The 26,074-nt window shown below is 68.7% G+C and carries 24 protein-coding genes and 1 riboswitch; of the genes, 17 read left to right on the top strand and 7 right to left on the bottom strand.

Going from position 1 to position 26,074, the window contains the following annotated elements; all coding sequences use genetic code 11:
- Nucleotides 1-4: 4 nt before the first annotated feature.
- From AC0IZJ_RS03485 to AC0IZJ_RS03475, 3 genes are all read left to right on the top strand, one after another.
- Entirely contained in the window at nt 5-868 is an 864-nt protein-coding gene (locus AC0IZJ_RS03485) for a spherulation-specific family 4 protein (protein WP_471846680.1), read from the top strand.
- Between the two features lie 56 nt (nt 869-924).
- On the top strand, nt 925-2,016 hold the full coding sequence (locus AC0IZJ_RS03480; RefSeq protein ID WP_471846678.1) for a ThuA domain-containing protein: 1,092 nt from the start codon (nt 925-927) through the stop codon (nt 2,014-2,016).
- Between the two features lie 81 nt (nt 2,017-2,097).
- Nucleotides 2,098-2,826 carry an alpha/beta fold hydrolase gene (locus AC0IZJ_RS03475; protein WP_471846675.1) on the top strand — a complete coding sequence of 243 codons (729 nt, stop codon included), beginning with the start codon at nt 2,098-2,100 and terminating at the stop codon, nt 2,824-2,826.
- Between the two features lie 10 nt (nt 2,827-2,836).
- Here AC0IZJ_RS03475 and AC0IZJ_RS03470 read toward each other — a convergent pair whose 3' ends face one another.
- Together AC0IZJ_RS03470 and AC0IZJ_RS03465 are read right to left on the bottom strand one after the other, a co-directional pair.
- Nucleotides 2,837-3,328 carry a dihydrofolate reductase gene (locus AC0IZJ_RS03470; protein WP_471846673.1) on the bottom strand — a complete coding sequence of 164 codons (492 nt, stop codon included), beginning with the start codon at nt 3,326-3,328 and terminating at the stop codon, nt 2,837-2,839.
- Entirely contained in the window at nt 3,325-4,140 is an 816-nt protein-coding gene (locus AC0IZJ_RS03465; protein ID WP_471846671.1) for a thymidylate synthase, read from the bottom strand. Before AC0IZJ_RS03465 ends, AC0IZJ_RS03470 begins: the two co-directional genes overlap by 4 nt.
- A 173-nt stretch (nt 4,141-4,313) precedes the next feature.
- On the opposite strand from AC0IZJ_RS03465, the gene AC0IZJ_RS03460 reads away from it, so the two are divergent.
- The 4 genes from AC0IZJ_RS03460 (at nt 4,314) to AC0IZJ_RS03445 (ending at nt 9,487) form a co-directional block, all read left to right on the top strand.
- The gene (locus AC0IZJ_RS03460) at nt 4,314-5,480 is read left to right on the top strand and encodes an efflux RND transporter periplasmic adaptor subunit (protein ID WP_471846669.1); all 1,167 of its coding nucleotides are present in this window, start codon (nt 4,314-4,316) and stop codon (nt 5,478-5,480) included.
- 10 nt (nt 5,481-5,490) lie between these two features.
- Nucleotides 5,491-8,733, top strand: coding sequence for an efflux RND transporter permease subunit (locus tag AC0IZJ_RS03455; RefSeq protein ID WP_471846667.1), 3,243 nt, complete (start codon nt 5,491-5,493; stop codon nt 8,731-8,733).
- Between the two features lie 116 nt (nt 8,734-8,849).
- Nucleotides 8,850-9,071, top strand: coding sequence for an AbrB/MazE/SpoVT family DNA-binding domain-containing protein (locus tag AC0IZJ_RS03450; protein ID WP_471846665.1), 222 nt, complete (start codon nt 8,850-8,852; stop codon nt 9,069-9,071).
- 14 nt (nt 9,072-9,085) lie between these two features.
- On the top strand, nt 9,086-9,487 hold the full coding sequence (locus tag AC0IZJ_RS03445; protein ID WP_471846663.1) for a PIN domain-containing protein: 402 nt from the start codon (nt 9,086-9,088) through the stop codon (nt 9,485-9,487).
- 121 nt (nt 9,488-9,608) lie between these two features.
- Here the strand turns inward: AC0IZJ_RS03445 and AC0IZJ_RS03440 are convergent, their stop codons facing one another.
- Nucleotides 9,609-10,499: a LysR family transcriptional regulator gene (locus AC0IZJ_RS03440; RefSeq protein ID WP_471846661.1), complete on the bottom strand. Its 891-nt coding sequence runs from the start codon at nt 10,497-10,499 to the stop codon at nt 9,609-9,611.
- A 72-nt stretch (nt 10,500-10,571) separates the two neighbouring features.
- Here AC0IZJ_RS03440 and AC0IZJ_RS03435 point away from each other — a divergent pair, with 72 nt between their 5' ends.
- Nucleotides 10,572-11,915, top strand: coding sequence for an MFS transporter (locus tag AC0IZJ_RS03435; RefSeq protein WP_471846659.1), 1,344 nt, complete (start codon nt 10,572-10,574; stop codon nt 11,913-11,915).
- A 36-nt stretch (nt 11,916-11,951) separates the two neighbouring features.
- Complete coding sequence (locus AC0IZJ_RS03430; protein WP_471846657.1) at nt 11,952-12,974, top strand: extracellular solute-binding protein; 1,023 nt, start codon at nt 11,952-11,954, stop codon at nt 12,972-12,974.
- 1 nt (nt 12,975) lies between these two features.
- Here AC0IZJ_RS03430 and AC0IZJ_RS03425 read toward each other — a convergent pair whose 3' ends face one another.
- A complete protein-coding gene (locus AC0IZJ_RS03425) occupies nt 12,976-14,649 on the bottom strand; it encodes an ABC transporter permease (RefSeq protein ID WP_471846655.1) in 1,674 nt (557 codons plus the stop codon).
- 34 nt (nt 14,650-14,683) lie between these two features.
- Between AC0IZJ_RS03425 and AC0IZJ_RS03420 the strand changes: the two genes are divergently transcribed.
- The 6 genes from AC0IZJ_RS03420 (at nt 14,684) to AC0IZJ_RS03395 (ending at nt 21,387) form a co-directional block, all read left to right on the top strand.
- Complete coding sequence (locus AC0IZJ_RS03420; RefSeq protein ID WP_471846653.1) at nt 14,684-15,739, top strand: ABC transporter ATP-binding protein; 1,056 nt, start codon at nt 14,684-14,686, stop codon at nt 15,737-15,739.
- Nucleotides 15,740-15,766: 27 nt separating this feature from the next.
- Nucleotides 15,767-15,889: riboswitch (TPP riboswitch) on the top strand.
- 91 nt (nt 15,890-15,980) lie between these two features.
- Nucleotides 15,981-17,864, top strand: a complete 1,884-nt coding sequence (gene thiC / locus AC0IZJ_RS03415; protein WP_471846651.1) for a phosphomethylpyrimidine synthase ThiC — start codon at nt 15,981-15,983, stop codon at nt 17,862-17,864.
- Nucleotides 17,864-18,862, top strand: a complete 999-nt coding sequence (locus tag AC0IZJ_RS03410; protein ID WP_471846649.1) for an FAD-dependent oxidoreductase — start codon at nt 17,864-17,866, stop codon at nt 18,860-18,862. Before thiC ends, AC0IZJ_RS03410 begins: the two co-directional genes overlap by 1 nt.
- Nucleotides 18,855-19,058, top strand: coding sequence for a sulfur carrier protein ThiS (thiS, locus tag AC0IZJ_RS03405; RefSeq protein WP_471846647.1), 204 nt, complete (start codon nt 18,855-18,857; stop codon nt 19,056-19,058). Before AC0IZJ_RS03410 ends, thiS begins: the two co-directional genes overlap by 8 nt.
- Before the next feature lie 2 nt (nt 19,059-19,060).
- Nucleotides 19,061-19,852, top strand: a complete 792-nt coding sequence (locus AC0IZJ_RS03400) for a thiazole synthase (protein ID WP_471846645.1) — start codon at nt 19,061-19,063, stop codon at nt 19,850-19,852.
- A complete protein-coding gene (locus AC0IZJ_RS03395) occupies nt 19,849-21,387 on the top strand; it encodes a bifunctional hydroxymethylpyrimidine kinase/phosphomethylpyrimidine kinase (RefSeq protein ID WP_471846643.1) in 1,539 nt (512 codons plus the stop codon). Before AC0IZJ_RS03400 ends, AC0IZJ_RS03395 begins: the two co-directional genes overlap by 4 nt.
- Here the strand turns inward: AC0IZJ_RS03395 and AC0IZJ_RS03390 are convergent.
- Together AC0IZJ_RS03390 and AC0IZJ_RS03385 are read right to left on the bottom strand one after the other, a co-directional pair.
- Nucleotides 21,363-21,965 (bottom strand): 3'-5' exonuclease, encoded by a 603-nt coding sequence (locus AC0IZJ_RS03390; RefSeq protein ID WP_471846641.1) that lies wholly within the window; start codon nt 21,963-21,965, stop codon nt 21,363-21,365. The genes AC0IZJ_RS03395 and AC0IZJ_RS03390 overlap by 25 nt on opposite strands.
- A gap of 30 nt (nt 21,966-21,995) precedes the next feature.
- The gene (locus AC0IZJ_RS03385) at nt 21,996-22,688 is read right to left on the bottom strand and encodes a hypothetical protein (protein ID WP_471846639.1); all 693 of its coding nucleotides are present in this window, start codon (nt 22,686-22,688) and stop codon (nt 21,996-21,998) included.
- A 257-nt stretch (nt 22,689-22,945) separates the two neighbouring features.
- Between AC0IZJ_RS03385 and AC0IZJ_RS03380 the strand changes: the two genes are divergently transcribed.
- Nucleotides 22,946-24,244, top strand: a complete 1,299-nt coding sequence (locus AC0IZJ_RS03380) for an oligogalacturonate lyase family protein (protein WP_471846637.1) — start codon at nt 22,946-22,948, stop codon at nt 24,242-24,244.
- 108 nt (nt 24,245-24,352) lie between these two features.
- Nucleotides 24,353-25,069, top strand: a complete 717-nt coding sequence (locus tag AC0IZJ_RS03375) for a DUF72 domain-containing protein (protein ID WP_471846635.1) — start codon at nt 24,353-24,355, stop codon at nt 25,067-25,069.
- Nucleotides 25,070-25,143: 74 nt separating this feature from the next.
- Here the strand turns inward: AC0IZJ_RS03375 and AC0IZJ_RS03370 are convergent, their stop codons facing one another.
- Nucleotides 25,144-26,040, bottom strand: a complete 897-nt coding sequence (locus AC0IZJ_RS03370) for a hypothetical protein (protein ID WP_471846633.1) — start codon at nt 26,038-26,040, stop codon at nt 25,144-25,146.
- Nucleotides 26,041-26,074 lie beyond the last annotated feature (34 nt).

Raw genomic sequence — 26,074 nt, 5'->3', positions numbered from 1 at the left:
GACCATGAAACCTTTGAAAACCCTCATCGCCACGCTGGCCCTCGCCACCGCAGCGCCTTTCGCGTCGGCCATCGAGATCATCGTGCCGGCCTATTTCTATCCGTCCTGGATGCCGTCGCTCAACGAGTGGCACCAGCTGACCGCCGCAGCACAACAGGGTGCGCAGGTCACGGCCATCATGAACCCGGGCAACGGGCCGGGCACGGCCTCCAACAGCGACTACGTGACAGCCGTCAACGGCTTTCGCGCGGCAGGCGGCAAGGTGCTGGGCTATGTCTACACCTGCTACGGCGTCAACCACTGCACGGCCGAAGTGCCGGCGACGCGGTCGACGGGCGAGGTGCTGGCCGATGCGCAGAAATATGCGAACTGGTACGGCGTCGACGGCGTCTTCCTCGACGAGATGGCCACCCAGCCGAACGCCTTGCCGTTCTATCAGACCGTCAGCAATGGCTTGAAAGCAGCGCACCCCGGCTGGGAGATCGTCGGCAACCCGGGCGTTGCGCCCACCGCCGGCTACACGGCGCTGGCCAACACGCTGATGAGCTTCGAGGGTTCGTACAGCGACTTCATCAACGGCTCTTTCCTGGGCGGCCTGACAAATGCGGCATCCACCGGGGCGATCGTCCACACCGTGATGACAGTGGCGCAGATGCAGGAGGTGATGGCCCTGGCCAGGCAGCACGGCCTGGGCGCCATCTACATCACGGACGGCACGATGGCGAGCGGCAACCCGTATCTGCACCTGCCGAGCTATTGGTCGGCGGAGGTGTCTGCGGCCGCCGTGCCTGAACCGGCATCGGCAGCCATGCTGGGCGCCGGCTTGCTGGCGCTGGTGGTCGGCGCGGCTCGGCGGCGTCGCATGTAGGCATCCGTCGGGCCGCTTCTGATTCACACTGCGTTTCTTAAGCAAGGAGTGAATCGATGGCAAAGGCAGGCAGGACGTTTTGGCGCGGCGGCATCGCTGCATGGTTTGTCGCGGGCTTCGCCTGTGCGGCGCAGGCTGGCCCGGTGACGGACTGCCCGCTCCGCGACGCACCTTTTTCCGTCGACAGCCCCCTCATCGATGTGCTGCTGTCGCCTCAGGCACTGGCCGTGTGGCCCGAGCGGTCGGTGCCTGAATGGATGGCGAAGACGGAGGTGCCCAGCTTCGCGGTCATCGTCACCGTGCGCTCCATGGCGAACCGCCCCGGCTTTTCAGTTGAAAAGCTGGACGCGGCACTCCGGTCCGTGGCCGTGACAGACGCCGACCGCATCGCCCGCTGCGCCCGCTACGACAACGACCTCCCGCAGGCCAGCGTGCCGCCCGGCTCACCCCGGCTGCTGATGTTCGAGAAGGTCAACGGCTTCCTGCACGGGCCGGCCGTGCAGGCGGCGCGCGAGGCCTTCCAGGCGATGGCGCAGCGGCGCGGCTGGTCGCTGACCGTCACCAACAAGGGCGGCGCAATGACGCCGGCCTTCCTGCGCCAGTTCGACGCCGTCATCTGGAACAACGTCAGCGGCGACGTGCTGACGCTGTCGCAGCGGGCGGCCTTTCGGGCCTATGTGGAAGGGGGCGGCGGCTTCGTCGGCATCCACGGCTCGGGCGGCGACCCGGAGACGTTCTGGGACTGGTATGTCGACACGCTGATCGGCGCGCGCTTCAAGGGCCATCCGATGGATCCGCAATTCCAGCAGGCGCAGGTCGTCGTCGAAGACACCGCCAGCCCGATTGCCGCCGGCCTGGGCAAAGGCTGGCAGATGAGCGACGAGTGGTATTCATTCAAGAACAACCCGCGGGCCAGCGGCGCGCGCGTGCTGGCCACGCTGGACGAGAAGACCTATGCGCCGGGCGACCTGACCATGGGCGACCATCCCATCGCCTGGACACGCTGCGTCGGCCGCGGGCGTTCGTTCTATTCGGCAATAGGCCACCGGCCCGAGGCCTACGCGGACCCGCTCCATCTGAGGCTGCTTGAGCAGGCCACCGAGTGGGCCGCCGGCAAGACGAAGGCCGCCTGCGAGCCTGGCCGGTAGGCCGCTGAAACGGCGTTTGTCCGACACCGTCGATGGCGCGCCCCGGATAGCGTTGCCCGCTGACTCATCTGAAGGACTTCCATGGCACTCACTCCACTGCTGCTTCTGCCCGGGCTGATGAACGATGGGCGCATGTGGGACCCGATCCTGCACGCGCTGTCGCGTGAGCGCCTGGTGGTCATCGGCCAGACGCACATCGCCGACAACATGGCGGACCTCGCGGCCGCCGCCATCGCCAACATGCCCGACGGGCCCTTCGCGGTCGCCGGCTTCTCGCTGGGCGGCTATGTCGCGCTGGAGCTGTGCCGCCAGGCGCCGGATCGCGTCGCCGGCCTGGCCCTGATCGACACCAGTGCACAGGCCGACAGCGCAGAGGCGAGGCAGAACCGCCAGCGCATCGTCGACGGCCTGGTCTCAGGCAGCAGCAGCTTTGCCGAGGCGATCGCGCCATTCCCGGCCAAGCTCTTCCACCCGGCGCATGCCGATGACCCCGGGCTGCGACGCCTGCTGGAGGGCATGGCGCGCAGCGTGGGGGAGGCCGGCTTCGTGCGCCAGCAGAAGGCGGCGATGGACAGGCAGGACCGGCGCGATGTGCTGGCCGCACTGCGCTGCCCGGCGCTGGTGGTCTGCGGCAGCGAAGACAAGGTCACGCCGCCGGAGCGAGCCGAGGAAATGGCACGGCTGTTGCCGGGCGATGTGGAGCTTGTGCTGGTGCCCGACTCGGGCCACATGACCACGCTGGAGCAGCCGGCCGCCGTCGTGGCGCCTTTCCAGCGCTGGTTGGCCAAGGTGGACAGCGCGCCGGCTTGATGGCCCGGGCTCAAGCCTGGCGCAGGTAGTCGACGAAAGTGAAGCTCAGCCCGTTCGCGCTGGTGCGCGGCTCGCGAGCGACTTCGCTGAACTGTTCGCGCGGCCAGGGCGGGAAATGCCGGTCCGCGTCGGGAAAGGCGGCGTCCACTTCGGTCAGGGCCAGTTTGTCGGCGAGCGGCAGCGCGAGGGCGTAGATCTCGCCGCCGCCGATGACGCAGACCTCGGGCTCGGCGCAGGCGGCCAGCGCAGCGTCCAGGCTGTCGAAGACCTCGGCGCCGGGCAGCTCGGTGGTCGAGCGGCTGACGACGAGGTTGCGCCGTCCCGGCAGCGGGCGGAACTTCGCGGGGATCGAATCCCAGGTCTTGCGGCCCATGACGACGGGCTTGCCCAGCGTGATGGCCTTGAAGCGCGCCATGTCCTCGGGGATGCGCCACAGCAGCGCGTTGTCGCGGCCGATGGCGCCGTCCTTCGCAACCGCAGCCACCAAAGTGATCGAGCTCATACCGCCACCGGCGCCTTGATCGCCGGATGCGGGTCGTAGCCGCTCAGCTCGAAGTCCTCGAACTCGTAGTCGAAGATCGATGCCGGCCGGCGCTTGATGGTCATCGTCGGCCAGGCACGCGGCTCGCGGGCGAGCTGGGTCTGCACCTGCTCCACATGGTTGTCATAGATGTGGCAGTCGCCGCCGGTCCAGATGAAGTCGCCGAGGGCCAGGTCGCATTGCTGGGCCAGCATCATGGTCAGCAGCGCATAGCTGGCGATATTGAAGGGGACGCCCAGGAAGATGTCTGCGCTGCGTTGATACAGCTGGCAGCTGAGTTTGCCGTCCGCCACATAGAACTGGAAGAAGGCATGGCAGGGCATCAGCGCCATCCTGGAGAGATCGGCCACGTTCCAGGCGCTGACGATGATGCGGCGGCTGTCGGGGTTGGTCTTGAGCGTCTTGACGACGTCGGCGATCTGGTCGATGTGACCGCCGTCCGGCGTGGGCCAGCTGCGCCATTGCACGCCGTAGACCGGCCCAAGGTCGCCGTCCTCGCGCGCCCATTCGTTCCAGATCGTCACGCCCCGTTCCTGCAGCCACCTGACGTTGCTGTCGCCGCGCAGGAACCACAGCAGCTCCAGCACGATGGATTTGAGGTGCACCTTCTTGGTCGTCACCAGCGGAAAGCCGGCGGCCAGGTCAAAGCGCATCTGGTGGCCGAACACGCTGCGCGTGCCGGTGCCGGTGCGGTCGCTTTTCTGCACGCCATGCTCGAACACATGGCGCATGAAATCTTCATAGGGCTGCGGAGGGCGGGGGGCGGTGCTCATGGGCGACATTCTCTCCGCTGAGGCACGGGCGGCACCCCTCAGCGGGTTCGGCCTGATCGCGGGCCGGTGCAGCTCAGCCCCCACAAACCGCGTTTCGTCACACCGACGCTGCGCGGCGAGCCGCAGATTTCTAGACTGCAAAGGTCTCGAAACTGAAGGTGTCTGGGGGAGTCATGCGCAAATCCGTGAAATTGGGTGGCATCGCAGCCGTTGTGCTGCTGGTGGGTGGTGCCGGCGTGGCGGTCATGGCGAGCAAGGGCGACGGCCCCAAGAAGCCCGGTGACGAAAAGGCCAAACCGGCGCTGGAGTTCGTGGCCAGCGAGGTCGTCAAGCCCGTGATCACCGCCATGCCGGGCCAGATCGAGTTCAGCGGCCCGCTGGTGGCACCTGGCTCGGTCGTCGTGCGGGCCAAGTCCAACGGCACGCTGCTGAACCTGGCGGTGGGCGAGGGCAGCCGCGTGAAGGCAGGGCAGGTGCTGGGCCAGGTCGACCTGGAGGAACTGCGTTACCGGATCGCCGAGCGCGGCGCGAGCGTCGAGGCGATGCGCGCCCAGATGGACCAGGCGGCCCGCACGCTCAAGACGAACGAAGACTTGGCGGCCAAGAATTTCATCGCTCAGACCGCGCTGGACAATTCCCGCGCCGCCTATGAATCCGCCCGCGCCAACTGGAACGCCGCCAAGGCCCAGCTCGACACCAGCCAGGTGACGATGCGCCAGGCGGCGCTCGTTTCGCCCATCAACGGCGTCGTCGCCAAGCGCCACGCGCTGCCTGGCGAGAAGCTGGCGGCGGAGCAGCAGATCCTGTCCATCGTCGACTTGGCCAAGCTGGAACTGGCCGGCCTGGTGGGCACGCATGAAGTGAGCCGCCTGCAGCCGGGCATGGCCGTGCAGGTGACGGTGGAGGGTGTGGACCAGCCGGTCGAGGCCAAGATCGCCCGCATCGCGCCGGCCGCCGAGCCGGGCACGCGCTCCATCGGCGTGACCCTGGTGCTGGACAACCCCAAGGAGCTCTACCGCGCCGGTCAGTACGCCGTCGCCAAGGTCGTGCTGCAGGACGACACCCAGCGCCTGACCGTGCCTATCGCCGCCATCAGCCGGAACTCCGGCCAGGAGCAGGTCTGGATGATCGAGAAGGGCGCGCTGGTGCGCCGTGTCGTGACGACCGGCCGGAGCGATGCCCGCGAGGGTCGCGTCGAGGTGCTGAACGGCCTCAAGCCCGAGGCCCAGGTGCTGGCCGCGCGCTTCGACAACCTGCGCGAGGGCGACGCCGCGCAGATCGTGGCCGCCAAGTCGGGCAAGGTCGCCAGCGCGGCCGCCTCGGCGCCGGCGCAGCAATAAGGAGCGCGCCATGTGGATGACCCGCGTTTCCATCCAGAACCCGGTCTTCGCGACCATGGTGATGGTGGCCCTGTGCGTGCTGGGCCTGTTTTCCTATTCCAAGCTGGGTGTCGAGCAGATGCCCGACATCTCCTTCCCCGGTGCTCAAGTGGACGTGCGCTATCCCGGCGCCTCACCCGAGGCTGTCGAGCGCGAGATTGCCAAGCCGCTGGAGGAGGCGCTGAACACGATTGCCGGCGTGGAGCGCATCCAGTCGCGCAGCTTCGAGGGCCGTGTGCAGGCGAGTGTCGAGTTTTCGCTGAACGCCGACATGGGCCGGGCGATGCAGGATTTGCGCGACCGCGTGGCCGCAGCGCAGGCGCGGTTCCCGCGTGACGCGAAGCCGCCGACAGTGCAGCGCTTCGAGAACGACAACTCGCAGCCCGTCGTCGTGATGGCGTTGCTGAGCCCGACGCGCGGCTCGCGAGAGCTTTCGATGATGGCCGACCTCATCGTCTCCAAGCGCCTGGGCCGCGTGGAAGGCGTGGCGAAGGTGGACGTGGGCGGCATGACCACCCGCGAGGTGCGCATCGACCTGGACCCGATGCGGCTGCGCGCCTACGGCGTGACGCCGGCCGAGATCGCCAAGGCGCTGGCCGAGGCCAACACCGACCAGCCCGTGGGCTTGCTGTCCGACCAGACCTCCGACGCCATCCTGCGTGTCGAGGGCCGCGTGAAGGACCCCAAGGCCTTCGGCCAGATGGTCGTCGCCCGCCGCGGCAACCTGGCGCTGACGCTGAACGACCTCGGCACCCTCGTCGAGCGCGAACGCGAGCAGGACAGCATCGCCCGCATCAACGGCCAGCCCGCCGTTAGCTTCAACATCTTCAAGCAGCAGGACGCCAACATCGTCAAGACCGGCGAGGCCGTCAAGGAGGCGATGGCGGAGCTGCGCAAGACGCTGCCCAAGGACGTGGAGCTGCGCATGATCTACGCCGCCAGCGACTTCGTGAAGGGCTCGCTGACCGGCCTGCAGCACACGCTGATCGAAGGCGCGCTCTTGACGGTCGCCATCGTCTTCCTGTTCCTGCACAGCTGGCGCTCCACCATCATCACGGGCCTGACGCTGCCCATCGCCGTCATCTCCAGCTTCATTGCCGTGCATGCCTTTGGGTTCACGTTGAACTTCATGACGATGATGGCGCTGAGCCTGTGCATCGGCCTGCTGATCGACGACGCCATCGTCGTGCGCGAGAACATCGTGCGCCACGTCGGCATGGGCAAGGACCATCGCCAGGCATCGTTCGACGGCACCAACGAGATCGGCCTGGCCGTCATGGCGACCACCTTTGCCATCTGCGCCGTGTTCGTGCCGGTCGCCTTCATGGGCGGCATCATCGGCAAGTTCTTCTATCCCTTCGGCATCACGGTGGCGGTGGCGGTGCTGGTCAGCCTGTTCGTCAGCTTCACGCTCGACCCGATGCTGTCCTCCGTCTGGCACGACCCGCCGAGCACGCGCATCAAGCACTGGCCCGTGATCGGCCATCTGATTCGCGGGACCGACTGGGGCATGGACCGCCTGCACGATCTGTACGCCAGGACCATCGACTGGGCGTTCTCCGGTCGCCGCTACCGCGTGTTCGTGCCGCCGGTTCCTGCGTACGGCCATCCCTTTGATGCCGAAGGCAAACGTGACAAGGCCGCCAAGCGCGTGTTCCGCTTCGCAACGCTGACACCGCGTGGCCTGGTGATGTGGGGCGCCGTCGCCAGCTTCGCCGCGGCGCTGATGCTGGCACCGCTGGTGGGCAGCGAGTTCGTGCCGCAGACGGACAACGGTTTCACGCAGGTCAACCTGCGCATGCCCGTGGCCAGCAGCATCGAGCGCGGCAGCGCCAAGGTCGCGCAGATCGAGGAGATCCTCAAGACCTACCCCGAGATCAAGACTGTGTCCTCCGTCGTGGGCAGCACCGGCGAAGGCCTGGCCACGGGCCGCAACCAGGCATCGCTGAACATCACGCTGACCGACCGCAGCGAACGCAAGCGCTCGCAGAAGGAGATCGAGGACGCCATCCGCGCCGACATCGCCAAGATCCCCGGCATCGAGGTCAGCGTGGGCTTTGATCGCCCGATCTGGATCACCCTGCTGGGCAACGACCCCGAGGTGCTGACGCAGGCGGCCAAGGACCTGGTCGAGCAGATCAAGAAGATCCCCGGTGCGGTGGACGTGGACACGACCGTCAAGCCCGGCCTGCCCGCCTTTGCCGTGCGCCTGAAGGACTCGGCCATCCGCGAACTGGGGCTGACGGCGCCGCAGGTGGCGTCCAGCCTGCGCGCCTACGTCAATGGCGAGATCGCGACCTACTGGACCACGCCGGACGGCAACCAGGTCGAGGTGCTGCTGCGCCTGCCGCGCGAACAGCGCGAGCGCATCGAGCAGATGGCCAAGCTGCCGGTGGCGTTCTCGGCCACGGGCGCGCCCATCACGCTGGACCAGGTCGCCACCATCGAGCCCGTGTTCAACCCCGAGGTCATCCGCCGCGAGAACCTGCAACGCCGCGAGGCCGTGTTCGCCGGCGTGCAGGGCCGCCCGGGCGGCGACGTGAACGCCGACGTGCAGAAGCTGATCAAGGCCACGCAGCTGCCCCCGGGCACCAGCTTCAAGGTGGACGGCGCCGGCAAACAGCAGGCGGAGGCTTTCAACGGCCTGCTGGCGGCCATGGCGCTGGCGGCCATCTTCATCTACATCGTGCTGGCCAGCCAGTTCGGCAGCTTCCTGCAACCCATCGCCATCATGGCGAGCCTGCCGCTCGCGTTGATCGGTGTGATGCTGGCGCTGCTGCTGTGGCGCTCGACACTGAACGTGTTCTCGATGATCGGCCTGGTCATGCTGATGGGCCTGGTGACGAAGAACGCGATTCTTCTCGTCGACTTCGCGAACCACGCCCGCAAGGCCGGCGCGACGGTGGCCGAGGCGCTGCGCGAGGCCGGCCTGATCCGCATGCGCCCGATCATCATGACGACGGCGGCCATGGTCTTCGGCATGCTGCCGATGGCCATCGCGCTGAACGACGGCGGCGAGATTCAAGCCCCCATGGGCCGCGCCATCATCGGCGGCGTCATCACATCGACGCTGCTGACGCTGGTGGTGGTGCCGGTGCTGTACAGCTATCTGGTGCGGGACAAGAAACCTGCGGCCAAGAAGGCGGAGCAGGGCGGTGCGAGTTCGCTGCCGCTGCACGGCATGCCTGGGGCAATGCCTGCCGACAAGGATTAAACGATCTCCCTCGAGCGCTTCAGCGCTTCGGGCCGGCTGCGCGAGTGGTCGGCTCTTTTTAATGACCGATGCCGAAATGCGTCGAATTACAATAGGCGGAAATGTAAGGAGAGGCCATGGCTGAATCCACCGTCACCGCCAAGGGCCAGACGACCGTTCCTGCGGACATTCGGGCCCTTATCGACGCCAAGCCGGGCACCCGTCTGGTGTGGTCCGCCATGCCGGACGGCACCATCATCGTCCGGGCCAAGACCAAGTCCATTCTGGACATGGCCGGCATGCTCAAGCCCCCCAAGGGCAAGCACGTCGGCGTCGACGACATGAATCCCTGGCGCTGAAGGGGGTCCGCGCGATGGCAGCGCTGGACACGAACGTGCTGGTTCGCTATCTCGTCGAAGACGACGCCGCGCAACTCGCCGCTGCGCGCCGGCTCATCAGTCGTTGCGTGGCCGAAGGCGTCACTCTGTTCGTGCCCGTCACCGTCGTGCTTGAGCTTGAATGGGTGCTTCGCAAGAGCTTCGGCTTTGCCAAGGATGACGTGCTGGTCGCGCTGTCGCATCTCTTTTCGGCAGCGGAACTAAGCATCGAATCGGAGCGTGCGCTGGAAGTGGCGCTGCAACTGTTCCGCCAGGGCTCGGCTGACTTTGCCGATTGCCTGCACATCGCCCTGGCCGCCCAGGCCAGCGAGCAGCCGCTTTGGACGTTCGACAAGGGCGCGGCCAAGGTGGATGGGGCGCAGCTACTGAAGGGATAAGTGCTGCGCTGCTGTTGGCCGTGACTGAACGAAGGTGCGATCGAGGCGCCCGGTGCTGCGCTGTCAATGGTGGCGTAGTCCCAGTGGGCTCGCGTTGATGCGAATCGCAGCGACCTTGAGTTCACCGCGAACAAGCCTCGCGCACGCATCCCCGCAACCAACGATGCGCCGCATCCCCGTCCATCCTCGGATGCCACAGCAGCGAGACGGTGAACGGCTCCCGCGCCAGCGGTAGATCGACAGTCAGCAGGCCATCGCGCAGATGGCCGGTGTGCCGCTCGGGCACCGTGGCAATCAGGTCCGTGGCGCGCGTCAGCGCCAATGCCTCGGAGAACCCCGCCACCGTGACGACGATGTCGCGGGCAAGGCCCAGGGCGGCCAGCGCCTCGTCGACAGGTCCTGACACCTTGCCGCGCCTTGAGATGGCGACGTGCCGGCCCGCCGCGTAGCGCTTCGCCGTTAGTTTGCCGCTCGCGAGCGCGTGACCTTGGCGGACGACGGCCACGAAGCGGTCGCGGAACAGCGCCTGGGCGCGCAGTTCCGGTCCCGTCGTCGAGCCGATGACGCCGGTCTCCAGATCCACGCTGCCGTCGCGCAGCGGCCCGCTGTCACGATCCGGCTTGGGTACGAAACGCAGGCGTACACCGGGCGCCTCGGCGGCGACGCGAGCGAGCAGGGCGGCGCCGAAGTTCTCGACAAATCCCTCGCGCGTGCGCAGCGTGAATTCGCGCTCCAGCCGGTCCAGCTTCAGCGCATCAGCCGGCCTCAATGCCGCCTGCGCTTCCAGCACCAGCGCCCCGATCCGCTCTCGCAACTCCAGCGCCCGCGGCGACGCCACCAGCCTACGCCCGGCGCGCACCAGCAGCGGGTCGCCGGTCGCCTCGCGCAGCCGGGCCAGCGACCGGCTCATGGCCGACGGGCTCAGTCGCAGCCGACGGGCGGCGCCGGCCACGCTGCCCTCGGCGAGCAGGGCGTCCAGCGTCAGCAGCAAATTGAGATCCGGATCTGACATGGCGTCTCGTGCAGGTATGAAGTGCAGATGATGCGTCTTCCGCCAGGCCCGGCCAATGTCTAAGGTCTGGGCATGAACACCACGACCCTCACCAATCCCGCTGAAACCGCCCCAGCGCGCCTCACTGGCGTGCTTGCCAGCCTCGCGCTGTGCACGTTGCTGCCGTCCCTGGCCATCAGCAGCGCCAACGTCGCCTTGCCGACGCTGGCGACGACCTTCCACGCCGGCCTGGCTCAGGTGCAGTGGGTCGTGCTGGCCTATCTGCTGGCTACGACGACGCTCATCGTCGGCGCCGGCCGGCTCGGCGACCTGATGGGCAAGCGCCGCCTGCTGCTGGCCGGCATCGCACTGTTCACGGTCGCTTCGGCACTCGGCGCACTGGCGCCCACGCTGCCGCTGCTGATCGCCGCCCGTGCGCTGCAGGGTGTGGGCGCCGCCGCCATGATGGCCTTGACGATGGCGATGGTGGGCGCGGCCCTGCCCAAGGCGCGCACAGGCAGCGCGATGGGGCTGCTGGGCACGATGTCAGCGGTCGGCACGGCGCTGGGGCCGTCGCTGGGCGGCGTGTTGATCGGCACGTTCGGCTGGCAGGCTGTCTTAGTCGTCAATCTGCCGCTCGGCTTGCTGGCCCTTGCCATGGCCTGGCGTTGCCTGCCGGCGGACCGGCAGGAGGGCGGTGCAGCGGGCTTCGACGTCCCCGGCACGCTGTGGCTCGCGCTGACTTTGGCGGCCTATGCGCTGGCAATGACACGCCATGTCGGCTGGCTCGCCGCCGCTGCGATGGGCGTGCTGATCTTCTTGCGCACCGAGGCGCGCGCCGCGTCGCCGCTGGTGCGGATGGACCGCCTGCGCGACCCGACCCTGAGCGCCGGCTTGGCCATGAACGCCCTCGTGTCCGCCGTCATGATGGCCACGCTCGTCGTCGGCCCCTTCCACCTGAGCGGCGCGTTAGGCCTGGGCGCGGTCACGGTCGGCGCGCTGATGTCCATCGGCCCCATCGTGTCAGCGCTCAGTGGCGTGCCGGCGGGACGCCTGGTCGACCGTCTCGGCGCGCGACGCATGACGCAGGCCGGTCTTGCGCTGATGGCGCTCGGCTGCCTTCTCATTGCCGTGCTGCCAGCATCGCTTGGTGCCATCGCCTACGTCGGCCCACTCGTCATCGTCACGCCGGGCTATGCGCTCTTCCAGGCCGCCAACAACACCGCCGTCATGGCCGATGTGGCGGCCGAGCAGCGTGGGGTCGTGGCTGGCCTGCTGACGTTGTCGCGCAACGTGGGCCTCATCACCGGCGCCTCGGCCATGGGCGCCGTGTTCGCTGCGGGTGGGCTGCGGTTGAGCTTCGTGGTGGGCACCGCGCTGGTCCTGCTCGCCCTCGTTTTGGCCAGTCGGCCATCAAACGAGAATCGTTCTTGTTAGCATGCGGCCTCTTCAATTCCTTGCCGAGCCCTGTCGATGCTGCGTCGTGCCCTGCTCTGTGTTTCCCTCTCCCTTGCGGGCCTGAGCGCCGTTGCCCAACCCGCCAAGGAGGCCGTGCTCAATGTCTACTCGGCGCGGCACTACCAGACGGACGAAGCGCTCTACGCCAATTTCACGAAGCAGACCGGCATCAAGATCAACCGGCTGGACGGCAAGGAGGACGAACTCGTCGAGCGCATCCGCAACGAGGGCACGGCCAGCCCGGCCGATGTGCTCATCACCGTGGATGCCGCGCGGCTCGAGGTGGCCGACAACCTCGGCCTGTTCCAGCCCGTCAAGTCCAAGCTGCTGGAAGAGCGCGTGCCCGCCGGGCTGCGCACGGCCACCTGGTTCTCGTTCTCGACCCGCGCCCGCGTCATCGTGCACAACAAGGCGGCCGTGAAGAGCGACTGGGTGCAGACCTATGAAGACCTCGCCGACCCACGCCTGAAGAGCCAGGTCTGCGTGCGTTCGGGCTCGCACCCCTACAACCTGTCGCTCGGCGCGGCGCTGATCGCCCACAACGGCGAAGCCAAGACCGAGGCCTGGGCCAAGGGCTTGGTCGCCAACTTCGCGCGCGCGCCCAAGGGCGGCGACACCGACCAGCTGCGCGCCGTGGCCGCCGGCGAATGCGGCGTGACCATCTCCAACAGCTACTACCTGGCGCGCCTGATGCGCTCCACCAAGCCGGAGGACCAGGAGGTCGTGAAGGCGTTGGGCATCGTCTGGCCCAACCAGAAGACTTGGGGTACGCATGTCAACGTCTCCGGCGCCGGCGTGCTCAAGCACGCGCCCAACAAGGAAGCGGCCGTCAAGTTCCTGGAGTACCTGGCCAGCGACGAGGCGCAGGGCTACTTCGCCAACGGCAACAACGAGTGGCCGGTCGTGAAGTCGGCGGTCATGAAGAACCCCGCGCTGGACGCGATGGGCAGCTTCAAGCCCGATGCGCTGCCCATCGGTGACCTGGCCAAGACGACCACTGCCGCGCAGAAGGTGTTCGACAGGGCGGGTTGGAAGTAAGTCAAGTCGATGGGTGGTGGGTGCCGCGCACGATGTGCCGGCACAGCACCACCATCGGCAGCAGGCCGACGGCGACGATGGCGAGCGCCGAGGTCGAGGCCTCGGCCAGGCGCTCGTCCGACGCCAGCGTGTAGGCCTGCGTGGCCAGCGTGTCGAAGTTAAAGGGGCGCATCACCAGCGTGGCGGGCAGCTCTTTCATCACGTCGATGAAGACCAGCAGCCCGGCCGTCAGCGCGCTGCCGCGCAGCAGTGGCAGGTGCACGCGCCACAGCGTCTGCGCGGGCGTGTGGCCCAGCGTGCGCGCCGCCTGCTCCATGCGCGGCGTGATGCGCGCCAGGCCCGCATCCATGGCCTGCAGCGCGGCGGTCAGGTAGCGCACGACGCAGGCGTAGACGAGGGCGGCGATCGTGCCGGTCATCAGCAGCCCGGCGTCGATACCGAAGCTGCGCAGCAGCGCGGCGAGCGCGTGGTCCAGCTGCGTCACCGGGATCAACACGCCCACCGCGATGACAGACCCCGGTAGCGCATAGCCCAGGCCGGCCACACGGTGCGCCCAGCGCGTCGGCGCGCCCTTGTCGACGCGCGCCGCATAGGCGATCAGCAACGCCAGCGCCGTGGCCAGCAGCGCCGTGGCGCCGGCGACGAGGATGCTGTTGCCGGCCAGCGTGAAGAAGCGGGCGCCCCATTGCGCATCGCCTTCGGTCAGCGCCATGTGCAGCATCACGCCCGCCGGCAGCAGGAAGCCGCCCGCCAGCGGCGCCGCACAAGCCAGCAGCGCCAGCACCGCACGTGGCCCGCGCAGCGGCACGCGCCCAACGCCCCGGCTGCGCAGCGTGCTGTCGGCAAACCGCGAGCCGCCGCGCGACAGCCGCTCCAGCGCCAGCACCGCGATGACGAAGGCCAGCAGCACCATCGCCAGCTGCGCTGCGGCCGTGCGGTCGCCGAGCGAAAACCAGGCGCGGTAGATACCGGTGGTGAAGGTCTGCACGGCGAAGTACGACACCGTGCCGTAGTCCGCCAGCGTCTCCATCAGCGCCAGCGCCACGCCGCCCGCAATGGCCGGCCGCGCCAGTGGCAGCGACAGGCGGCAAAAGGCCTGGAACGGCGACAGGCCCAGCGTGCGGCCCACCTCGATCATGCCGCCCGCGCGCTCCATGAAGGCCGTGCGAGCCAGCATGTAGACGTAGGGGTAGAGGACCAGCGAGAACATCGCCACGGCGCCGCCGAGCGAGCGCACATCGGGGAACCAGTAGTCGCCGCGCCGCCAGCCAAAGCTCTCGCGCAGCCAGCCCTGCACCGGGCCGACGAACTGCAGCAGGTCGGTGTAGGCATAGGCCATCACGTAGGCCGGCATGGCCAGCGGCAGCAGCAGCGCCCACTCGAAGGTCGCGCGTCCCGGGAACTCGTAGCGTGTCACCAGCCAGGCCGCGCCGACGCCCAGCGCCGCCACGCCCGCGCCGACGCCCACGCACAGCCACAGCGTTGCAACGACATAGTCCGGCAGCACCGTCGACAGCAGGTGCCGCCATGTGCCGGCGGTGCCGGGCGAGAAGACATTGACCGCCACCGACAGCAGCGGCGCGGCGATCAGCGCGGCGGCCACCAGGGCCAGTGCGCGCAGCGAGGGCAGGCGACGTCGGGGCGTTGTGGCGGGGAGGTTCAGGGCCGATTGCATTGCGGGCAATTATCATGACCGCGACCCGCTCGACATGACCCCATCTCCCGACACGCCGCCCTGGCTCGCCCTCGACAACATCGACATCGCCTATGGCGCGCGCACGGTCGTCGAGCGGCTGTCGCTCACGCTCAAGCGCGGCAGCATCGGCTGCCTGCTCGGCCCCTCGGGCTGTGGCAAAACCACCGTGCTGCGGGCCATCGCCGGCTTCGAGGCGGTGCATGCCGGCGAGATCAGGCTCGATGGCGAAAGCGTCAGCCGACCCGGCTACCAGCTGCCGCCCGAGCGACGCCGCATCGGCATGGTGTTCCAAGACCATGCGCTCTTTCCCCACCTGACCGTGGCCGAGAACGTCGGCTTCGGCCTGCGCGGCCTTCGCGGGCTGGGCGAGGCCAAGCTGCGCATCCAGCAGATGCTCGACACGGTCGGCCTCGCGCATGCGGCGGCGCGTTATCCGCACGAGCTGTCGGGTGGCCAGCAGCAGCGCGTTGCATTGGCTCGCGCGCTGGCGCCGCGGCCGCAGCTGCTGCTGCTCGACGAGCCCTTCGCCAACCTCGACGTGGAGCTGCGCGAACGGCTGGGCGCCGAGCTGCGGGGCCTGCTCGCGCCGTCTGGCACGACGGCGCTGCTGGTCACGCACGACCAGCACGAGGCCTTCGCGATTGCCGACGAGATCGGCGTCATGTCGGAAGGGCGCATTCAGCAATGGGACAGCGCCTACCAGCTCTACCACCGCCCGGCCAACCGCTTCGTGGCGGACTTCGTCGGCCAGGGCGCCTTCCTGCCGGCGCAGGTCGAGAGCGAACTCGAGTTGCGCGTGGAACTGGGCATCGTGCGCAGTGCGACGCCGCTGCACGGCAGCGCCGTTGACGTGCTGCTTCGCCCCGACGATGTCGTGCATGACGACGACAGCCCCATCACCGCCGAGGTGATCGCCAAGGCCTTCCGGGGTGCGGAGTTCCTGTACACGCTGCGCCTGCCCAGCGGCGCGACTGTGCTGTCTGTCGTGCCCTCGCATCACAACCACGCCATCGGCGAGCGCATCGGCATCCGGCTTGAGCTGGACCACGTCGTCACCTTCCCGCGTTGACAGCGCGGCCGGCGGGCCGCTACATTCGCCCCCGCTCCGGGGTGCTCGGGGTCTGGCCTGCCAGACCTCGACGCTGAGACAGTCAACGAAGACTGAACCCGTGAACTTGAACCGGTTAGTACCGGCGTAAGGAGAGCGCATGCCTCGCGGCGTGCGGGCGCGGCCACTTGATATGGCGGTGCCCTCGCACACCCACAGGCGGCCCCCCGGAGCACACCTTCAGCTGCCCCAGGAGACCGCCGTGAACGCCCCCGAACAAAACATCTCGCTCGACGAGCGCCTGTCGCTGACGCGCGCGCCTTTTCCGGCCTCATCCAAGATCTATGTGGCTGGCAGCCGGCCCGACGTGGCCGTGCCCATGCGCGAGATCGCGCTGACCAACGGCGAGCGCGTGGTGCTGCATGACACCTCCGGCCCCTACACCGACCCTAACGCCCAAGTTGACGTGCGCCGCGGCCTGCCGCCCATCCGCTCCAGCTGGGTGGCGGACCGCGCCGACACCGAGGCATACGCGGGCCGCACCCGCGTCGCGCTGGACGACGGCGGCAAGGAGGACAACGAGCGCATCGCCCAGCTGCGCGCCGAGGCCGCCGCGCTGCAACGCCAGCCCCGCCGCGCCCAGGCCGGCGCCAACGTGAGCCAGATGCACTACGCCCGCCGCGGCATCGTCACACCGGAGATGGAATACGTCGCGCTGCGGGAGAACGGCAGGCGCGAGTGGATGCGCGAGTACCTGTCGGATGCCGAACGCGAGCAGCGCCTGCGCGGCGACCCGCTGGGCGCCGCCATCCCGGAAATCATCACGCCGGAGTTCGTGCGCCAGGAGGTGGCCCGCGGCCGCGCCGTCATCCCGGCCAACATCAACCACACCGAGCTGGAGCCGACCATCATCGGCCGCAACTTCCTCGTCAAGGTCAATGCCAACATCGGCAACTCGGCCGTCACGTCCAGCATCGAGGAGGAGGTCGAGAAGCTGGTCTGGTCCATCCGCTGGGGCGCTGACACGGTGATGGACCTCTCCACCGGCCGCAACATTCACACGACGCGCGACTGGATCGTTCGCAACTCGCCGGTGCCCATCGGCACCGTGCCCATCTACCAGGCGCTGGAGAAGGTCGGCGGTGTGGCCGAAGACCTCTCCTGGGCCGTCTTCCGCGACACGCTCATCGAGCAGGCCGAGCAGGGGGTGGACTACTTCACCATCCACGCCGGCCTCCGCCTGCCGTTCATCCACCTGACGTCCAAGCGCCGCACCGGCATCGTGTCGCGCGGCGGCTCCATCCTCGCCAAGTGGTGCATCACCCATCACCGCGAGAACTTCCTGTACACGCACTTCGCAGAGATCTGCGAAATCATGAAGGCCTACGACGTGACCTTCTCGCTCGGCGACGGCCTGCGCCCCGGCAGCGGCGCCGATGCCAACGACGAGGCCCAATTTGCCGAGCTCAAGACACTGGGCGAACTGACCAAGGTGGCCTGGAAGCACGACGTGCAGACCATGATCGAAGGCCCGGGCCACGTGCCCATGCACCTCATCCAGGCCAACATGGCCGAGCAGCTGAAGCACTGCGACGAGGCGCCGTTTTACACGCTGGGCCCGCTGACCATCGACATCGCGCCGGGCTACGACCAAATCGCCTCGGCAATAGGCGCGGCCATGATCGGCTGGATGGGCACGGCCATGCTCTGCTATGTGACGCCCAAGGAGCACCTGGGCCTGCCGGACCGCAACGACGTGAAGCAGGGGCTCATCGCCTACAAGATCGCCGCCCATGCGGCGGACATTGCCAAGGGCCACCCCGGCGCCCGAGCGCGCGACGACGCGATGAGCAAGGCGCGCTTCGAGTTTCGCTGGCACGACCAGTTCGCATTGGGGCTGGACCCCGACACGGCACGCGACTATCACGACGAGACCTTGCCCAAGGACTCGTCCAAGGAGGCGCACTTCTGCTCGATGTGCGGGCCGAAGTTCTGCTCGATGAAGATCACGCAGGACGTGCGCGATTACGCCGCGACGCGCGGGCTCGAGGCGGCCGATGTGGTGGCCGACGGCATGGCGCGCAAGTCCGCCGAGTTCCGCAAGGGCGGCGGCGAGCTCTACATCCCCATCAAGCCGCAGGCGTGATGCAGATCGCCATTGCAGGCGCCGGCGTCATGGGCCGGCTGCTGGCCTGGCAGCTCGCGCGGGCCGGGCACCGTGTGACGGTTGTGGACCGCGCCGAAGGGCCGGCACAAGCCGGCGCGGCGGCCTTCACGGCGGCGGGCATGCTGAGCCCGCTGGCCGAGCAGGCGCATGCAGAGCCGGAGATCGCCACGCTGGGCTGGCGGTCTCTGGCGCTGTGGCCGGCCATTGCCGACGCGCTGGGCCAGCCCGGCCTCGTCAGGACCGACGGCAGCCTGCTGCTGACGCACGGCGGCGACGAGGGCGCCGCGCAGCGCGTGCTGGCGCGGCTGGGCGACGGCCCGGAGCCGCTGAACCGCGCCGCGCTCCACATGCTGGAGCCCGAACTGGCGCCCGGCCTCAAGGCCTGGTGGCTGCCGGGCGAAGGCCAGTTGCTGCCGCGCGAATTGCTGCTGGCGTTGGCGCAACAGGCGCCCGGCGTCGAATGGCTCTGGGGCCGCCGCGCGGTCGTGGTCCGTCCCCATGTGCTTGAACTGGACGATGGCCGTCGCCTGGATGCCGATCTCGTCATCGACACGCGCGGCCTCGGCGCCAAGCCCGACAGCCCGGACCTGCGCGGCGTGCGCGGCGAGATCCTGTGGCTGCATGCGCCGGGCGTCGTGCTGAACCGCCCCGTTCGCCTGCTGCACCCACGCCACCGCGTCTACCTCGTGCCCAGGCCGGGCGACGTCATCGTTGTCGGCGCGTCCGAGGTGGAGAGCGAGGACCGCTCTCCCGTCAGTCTGCGCAGCGCCGTCGAGCTGATGGCCGCGGCGCACAGCGTGCTGCCGGCGCTGGCCGAGGCGCGCATCGTCCACATGGACACCAACCTGCGCCCGGCGCTGCCGGATCACCGCCCGCGCATCAAGCATGAGCCGGGGCTGCTGCGCATCAACGGACTGTTCCGCCACGGCTGGCTGCTGGCGCCGGCTTTGTCTGAGGAGGCGCTTCGCCATGTCTGAATTCACCTTGAACCACCAACTCCAGCCCTGGCGCGAGGGCCTGAGCGTCGCGGTGCTGCTGGCCGAGCAGGGGAGGGCGCCGGATGCCGTCGCCACCGCGCTGAATGGCGCCTTCCTGCCTCGTGGCCAGCGCGGCACCACGCTGATCCAGCCCGGCGACGAGCTGACGCTGATCCAACCCATCACCGGAGGATGACGATGTCGTCCCTGACCCTCTACGGCCACGCGCTGGCCAGCCGCTTCCTGCTCGGCACGGCCGGCTACCCCTCACCCGACATCCTTCGCCAAGCCGTTCACGCCAGCGGTGCCCGCGTGCTGACCGTGGGCCTCAAGCGCACGCTGGCCGCAGCCGGCGACAACGGCTTTGTCGCCACCATCCGCGAGACGCTGCGCGAGACGGGCGGCCACCTGTTGCCCAACACCGCCGGCTGCTGCACCGCGCGCGAGGCCGTCACGCTGGCGCAGATGGCGCGTGAGCTGTATGACACGCGGTGGATCAAGCTCGAAGTCGTCGGTGACGAGCACACGCTGCAGCCCGACCCGTGGGAGCTGGTCACCGCAGCCGAAGCGTTAGTGAAGGACGGCTTCCAGGTCTTCCCCTACTGCACCGACGACCTCGTCACCTGCCGCCGCCTGCTGGACGCGGGCTGTGAGGTGCTGATGCCCTGGGGCGCGCCCATAGGCTCGGGGCAAGGCCTGCTCAACCCCTTCGCGCTGCGCACGTTGCGCGATCGTCTGCCCGGCGTGCCGCTGATCGTGGATGCCGGCATCGGCGCGCCGTCGCACGCGGCCCAGGCCATGGAGCTGGGCTACGACGGCGTGCTGCTGAATTCGGCCGTTGCGCAGGCCGGCGACCCCGTCCGCATGGCCGCTGCCTTCGGCCAGGCCATCGAAGCCGGGCGCCTGGGCTTCGAGGCCGGCGTGATGGCCCGGCAGGACATGGCCGTGCCCAGCACGCCGGTGGGTGGCAGGCCCTTTCTGATTTCATGACGAAACCCATCATCTGGAGCATTGCCGGGCTGGACAGCGGTGGCGGCGCGGGGCTGTCAGCCGACCAGCGAGCGGCGGACGCGATGGACGTTCATTTGTGCCCCGTCGCCGCCGCGTTGACGGCGCAGAACAGCGTGGCCGTGGAGGCCGTTTTCCCCGTACCGCCCGAGCAGTTGGATGCGCAGCTCGCGGCGCTGGCGCAGGACCTGCCCCCCGTGGCCATCAAGACCGGCCTGCTGGGCGGCGTCGAGCAGGTGCGCGTCGTCACGCGCTGGGTCGACCGGCTGCGCGAGCGTGGGCCCGTGGCCCTGGTCGTCGACCCCGTGCTGCGCGCCTCCACCGGCGCCAGCTTTGCAGATGATGACTTGCTGCGCGCCTACCGCGAGGAGCTGCTGCCGCGCGCCACGGTCGTCACGCCCAACCGGCGCGAAGCCGAGCGCTTGGTGGGCGAAGGCTGCCCGCAGCAGCAGGCGCCTGCATTGGGGGTGGAGACAGTCTGCATCACGGGCGGCGACGAGGTCGGCGCGTTGGCGGTGGACTGGCTGATGAGCCCGCAGGCCAGCGGCTGGCTCGCGCTGCCGTGGCGCGCCGCGCGCAATAACCACGGCACGGGCTGCTGCTTTGCAACCGCATTGGCCGCCGCGATTGCCAGGGGTTTTGTGCCCGCTGACGCAGCCGTGCTCGCCAAGATGCTGACGACGTCGGGCCTGTCGAAGGAATCGTCGCCCGGTGCCGGCGCGGGCCCCGTCCGGCCCGTGGCCGGCTTCATCACCGATGCCAGCCTGCTGCCGGCGCTGTTCGATCACCCGCCCACCGCCTGGCCCGCTCGGCCCGCTCGGCCCTTTGGCCCGCCGGCCGTCGAGGGCGTCTACGGCATCACCGCCAGCGGCGCCCATGCGGCCGATCTGTTCGATGCCGGCCTGGCCACCGTGCAACTGCGCCTGAAGCGCGCCGAAGGCGAAAGCGGCGCCGCCTGGCACACCCGCCTGGCCGCCGAAGTGCAGCCGGCCCGCGACGCCGCGCATCGCCACCGCGCGACCTTCATCGTCAACGACCATTGGCGCGCGGCGCTCGCCCTGGGCGTCGACTTCGTCCACCTCGGCCAGGAAGACCTGCTGGCGCTCGATGCCTCGGCCCGGTCCGACCTCGCCCAGGCCCGCGCGCGCGGCCTGCGCCTGGGCCTCAGCTCGCACAGCCTGTGGGAGCTGGCCCGCGCGATGGCCTGGGCGCCCGACTACATCGCCTGCGGCCCGGTCTGGCCGACGCTCACCAAGGCCATGCCCTGGCGGCCGCAGGGGCTGGACAACCTCGCCTGGTGGGCGGCGATGTCACCGGTGCCGGTCGTCGGCATCGGCGGCGTGCTGGCGCCCGAGCAGCTGATACAGATCGCGACCTGCGGCGCCAGCGCGGGCTGCGTGGTGCGCGGTTTGCTGGACCTGCCGGCTCGCGAGTGGCGGAACGCCTGGCGCAGCGGTGCGGGCATGCCGCTGACGGCGGAGGCCGGCTGGCCTCATCCCTCGCTCAAGGCCTTGTAGACCAGCAGCGACGCGTGAGCGTCGTTGGCGGCGTATTGCAGCTGCTGCGGCGTCAGCGTCCGGTTGGCCCAGTTGGATGTGGTCGCCTTCTTGGACTTGGCGAACCGCCGGCCCAGCACGACGGCCACGGCGACCTTCAATCCGACCGCGTCCTTGAAGCCCAGCCGCTTCACGAGCTGCGAAACATCGATGGACTGGCCCAGGTTCAAGCCCAGCTTGCGTTGGATCTGCGGCCGGTCCGAGGCCAGGCCGAAGCCGACCTTGACGACCTCGTCAGACTCGATCATGGCCTGCAGAAAATCGTGCACGCCCGGCGTGGCGGTCTGCACGATGAAGGCATCGGTCAGCGTGGCGAACTGGATGACCTCGGGGCCGGTCTGAGGCATGCCGGCGACGAAGGTCGGCTTGCTCTCGGTGTCGAAGCCGACATGCCCGGCCTGCCGCAGCGCGGCTTCAGCGAACGCCAGCTGCTCGGCGGTCTTCAGCACATGGATGCGGCTGGCCGGCAGCGCTGCGTAGGCCGGCATCGCCGCGATCTGCTCGAGGGTGGGGCGCTGCAGCGGTGAGGGTCTGTGCATGCAACAGTATGGCCGCGCCGGTTGGTCTCTTCAGTCCTTCAGCCCGCGCTGCCACAGCCGGTCCGCCGCCTCGAAGATCGTCTTGCCTTGAAGTGACTCGGGGTCGCGTGCCAGAGCGAGCCAGTCCAGCGTGTCGTGGTGGCTGCCCGGCACCAGCTCGGCCGAGCGCTCGGCCATCAACCAGGCGTGCAGCCGCGTGTACAGCTCGGGGTGGTGCTGGCGTGTCCAGGCCAGTCCGACGAGATCGCCGTAGCCTTCCTCGCGGCGGGTGGAGCGCATGTCGAGCCAGGCCTGCCGCATGTCGGGCGACAGCATGTCGGGCACCTGGGCGGCCATAAAGCCGGCCGGCAGGCGGTACCAGGCACCGTCGAGATAGCGACGGCAGTGGCCCAGTTCGTGCGCGGCCATCAGCTCCAGCGCGGCGGCACGCAGTTCGGGGTCGAGCCTGTCGATCTGGCGCTGGCCCTCGGGGTTGCCGCGCATCGAGAACACCAGCTTGCAGCGGCCGTCCGCATAGCCGAGCGACAGCGGCGCAGCGCCGGGAGCGTCCTGCGGCTGCACGACGAGGTCCAGCGGGAGTGCCAGGCTCTGCTTGGCATGCAGGACGACCGGCCAGACGCCCTGCAACCAGCGGGTTTCGAGCGAGGTGAGGTCGGCGGTGTGAGCGCTCTGCGACAGCGCGGCGGACAGCAGTGCGATGAGGATGGGCAGTCGGCGCGGCACGTCGGAGGCTCCTTTCAGAGCATCTTCGGCGGGCAGATGTGCCGCTTGACGGGGGCGCTGGAGGTGGGTCGTGAACTATGGAGACCAGTTCCTTACGAAGCTGTAACCGCAGCCCTGAGCGGATCGTCAATCCATCACGACCGGCGTGAGAACCCTGACGGATCAACTGCGTGAGCGTTCTCGGCAAGGCCCGGCGCCGGCCGCGTCTCGTCGCTAGCATCGTCCGCTTCGCAAGACAGCGCCTGCGGGCGGCCACGATGATGAATCCCTCGTTCCACCGCCGGCAGCTGCTTGCCGCCGCATTGCTGGGCGCCGCGCTGCCCGCCCTGTCGGCAGTTGCCCAGCCCGAGCCCACCAGCTGGCGCGATGCAGTCACCGGCCGGCGCATCGTGCGCGTGGACGACAGCCCCGGCAACTACGGGCTCTACTTCAACTACAACCCGTTCACGCCGCAGGGCGACCTGATGATCTACCTCACGGCCGAGGGGATACGCGTGGCCGACACGCGCAGCTGGCAGACGCGGCTGGTGCTCAAGGGTCCCGTGGACCGGCTGCTGTTCGCCGGGCCGAAGTCGCGTTCGGCCTACTACACGACGCGCGACGCGAGCGTGGAGGAGGGTGGCCCCTTCACCGTCTGGTCGGTGGACCTGGACAGCGGCAAGACGCGCCGGATTGCAGACCTGCCGGGCGGGCGCATCCAGACCATCAATGCCGACGAGACGCTGCTGGCCGGCGCCTACGAGACCGAGCCGCCGCCACCTGCGATCGCTGCCCAGGGCAAGCGTGACCCGGCAACGGGCTCGCCCTCGTATGCGGGCGTGGGCGCCGACGGCAAGCCGCTGTCCTTTGCCGCAGCCAAGGGCAAGTGGATGGCCGACCGCCTGGCTGCCCGCGTGCCGATGGAGATGTACAGCGTGGCCATCCGCAGCGGCGAGCGCAAGCCCATCCACCGTGCGACCGACTGGCTGAACCACCTGCTGTTCTCGCCCAGCGACCCGACGCTGCTGATGTTCTGCCACGAGGGCCCCTGGCACGAGGTCGACCGCATCTGGACCATCCGCAGCGACGGCAGCCAGCTCACCAAGATCCACACCCGCACGATGTCCGGCGAGATCGCCGGGCACGAGTTCTGGGGCAGCGACGGCAGGACGGTCTGGTACGACCTGCAGATGCCGCGCGGCGGCATGACCTGGCTGACCGGGCGCAACCTCGCCACCGGCGAACAGTGGCGTTATGAAGTGAGCAAGGACCAGGCTTCCTATCACTTCTCGCAGTCGCCCGACGGCCAGCTGTTCTCGGGCGATGGTGGCAATTCAGGCAAGTGGATCAGCCTGCTCAGGCCCGTGGTGCGCGAGAAGGTCGTGCCCGGCCTCATCACGCCGGGCCGCCTGGAGACGGTGCGCGTGGCGGACCTGAGCAAGCAGGACTACACGCTGGAGCCCAACCAGCACTTCACGCCAGACGGCAAATGGCTGGTCTATCGCGCCAACGTGGAAGGCAAGCCGGCCATCTACGCGGTGGAACTTGAGGCGCCTCGCCCGGACTCGGCGCGCTGAACGCCGGAGGGCCCCGGTCGTACCTGGCGCTGCCGTTGCGGCGCGCATGCCGTCATGGCTGCGTCTTGTCTGACGCAGCGTTGGCGGAGCCGCGCCTAGGCTCGCGCCATGACTCACTACATCGGCACGGCGGGCTGGTCCCTGCCGGCGGCGCATGCCGGCGCCTTTCCGACCGAAGGCTCGCAGCTGGAGCGTTATGCGGCGGTGCTGAACGGGGCGGAGATCAATTCCTCCTTCTACCGGCCGCACCGGCCGCAGACCTACGAGCGCTGGGCGGCCAGCACGCCGCCAGGCTTTCGGTTTGCAGTGAAGCTTCCAAAGACGATCTCGCACGAGGCGCGGCTGGAGGGCGCCGGCGAGGCCTTGGCGCGCTTTGTCGGCGAGGCCGGCGCGCTGGGCAGGAAATGGGCGGTGCTGCTGGTGCAGTTGCCGCCTTCCCTGAGTTTCGATGCTCGTGTGGCCGGCCGCTTCTTCGACGACGTGCATGCGGCTTTCAGCGGCGCCATCGTCTGCGAGCCGCGGCACGAGAGCTGGTTCAAGCCCGAGGCCGAGCAGTTGATGCGCACCAGCAAGGTGGCGCGCGCTGCGGCTGACCCGGCGAAATTTCCTGCTGCCGAAATGCCGGGCGGACATCCATCGGTCTTCTATTTCCGCTGGCACGGCTCGCCGCAGATGTACCGGTCGCCCTACGACGAGGCCTGGTTGCAGGAGCGGGCCAGTGTGTTGCAGGCACTGCCCAAACGCGTCGCGCGCTGGTGCATCTTCGACAACACGGCCTCGGGCGCGGCTTTGGGCAATGCGCTTCAGTTGCGCGAGATGCTGTGAGCGGTGCTCCGTGCGCCGGCGCACTTCACGAGCAAGGTCACTGAGACGGCTGGGTCGTCCGCAGTGACGTGGCTTCAGCTGCGTGCACCTTTCGAGCGGAGTCCCTTGCGATCTCTATCCTTTGCCGCTGTGCCCACGTCACCCGTCTTCGCGAAGTTCCTGCTGTGACAGCCAACAGTCGACAAACCATACTGTTCCAGCGCGGTCGTCCACCCGGCGCCGCAGGCGACATCTGCTATTGCTTCAAGCACCGTTCGCTCGCCATCACCAGTGGGCATCCGGACCAGAACACGACGAACGATGACTTGAGGCTCAGGAAACGCAAATGGCTTGAACTGCTGCGCGCAACGTACATGGGGTTGCGTTCCAGCGAGCTCGGACTTGCTGATGACGATGAAGTCGACGCGCCCCAGACACAGCTTGTGCAAGTTGCTGACGTGGTCCGCCGTGTCCTCGCGCTCCAGCTTGCCGGCCTCGATCGCGGGACCCAGCAGGCGGTAGATGTGCCCTGAGACGCCTCCGAGCTTCAGACCGTGCAGGTCATCCAGGGCAGCTACTTTCAACGGTCGCACGCTGACCAGCAGGTTTTCGTCGACCATCACCGGGACAGACCACGCGCCGCCGCGCTGGGCCGGCGCCGCCAGGAATTCGGGGGCGAGGAACAAGGCCACGCCTGAGAACGTCCGGTTTCCGAGCGCCATCTCCAAGCGACGCCGAGGGAGGATCTCCAGACGAAGCTCCGGGCGCCTGGCCAGTGCCTCGTTCAGCAGATCCACGAAGGTTCCTGCCAGGCCGGCGCCTCGTTCATTGCCAGCCGGAACATAGGGCGGCTGACCATAGCTATTCACAGCCGGCAGCGTCGGGCCAGCCAACGACTGTTGGGCAGCGATCACGAGAGCCAGTGCTGCCGCGCGCAATGCCACCTTGACCATGGACACACCCCCTGTTGGCATCGGTGCCTGGCTGCTCATGAGAGCGATTCCACACATTCAGAGCTGGATGGTG

The organism is Roseateles sp. AC306 (genome assembly GCF_979253795.1).
The sequence above is the reverse complement of the archived record's forward strand: the minus strand, read 5'-3'. Positions and strand labels throughout refer to the sequence as shown.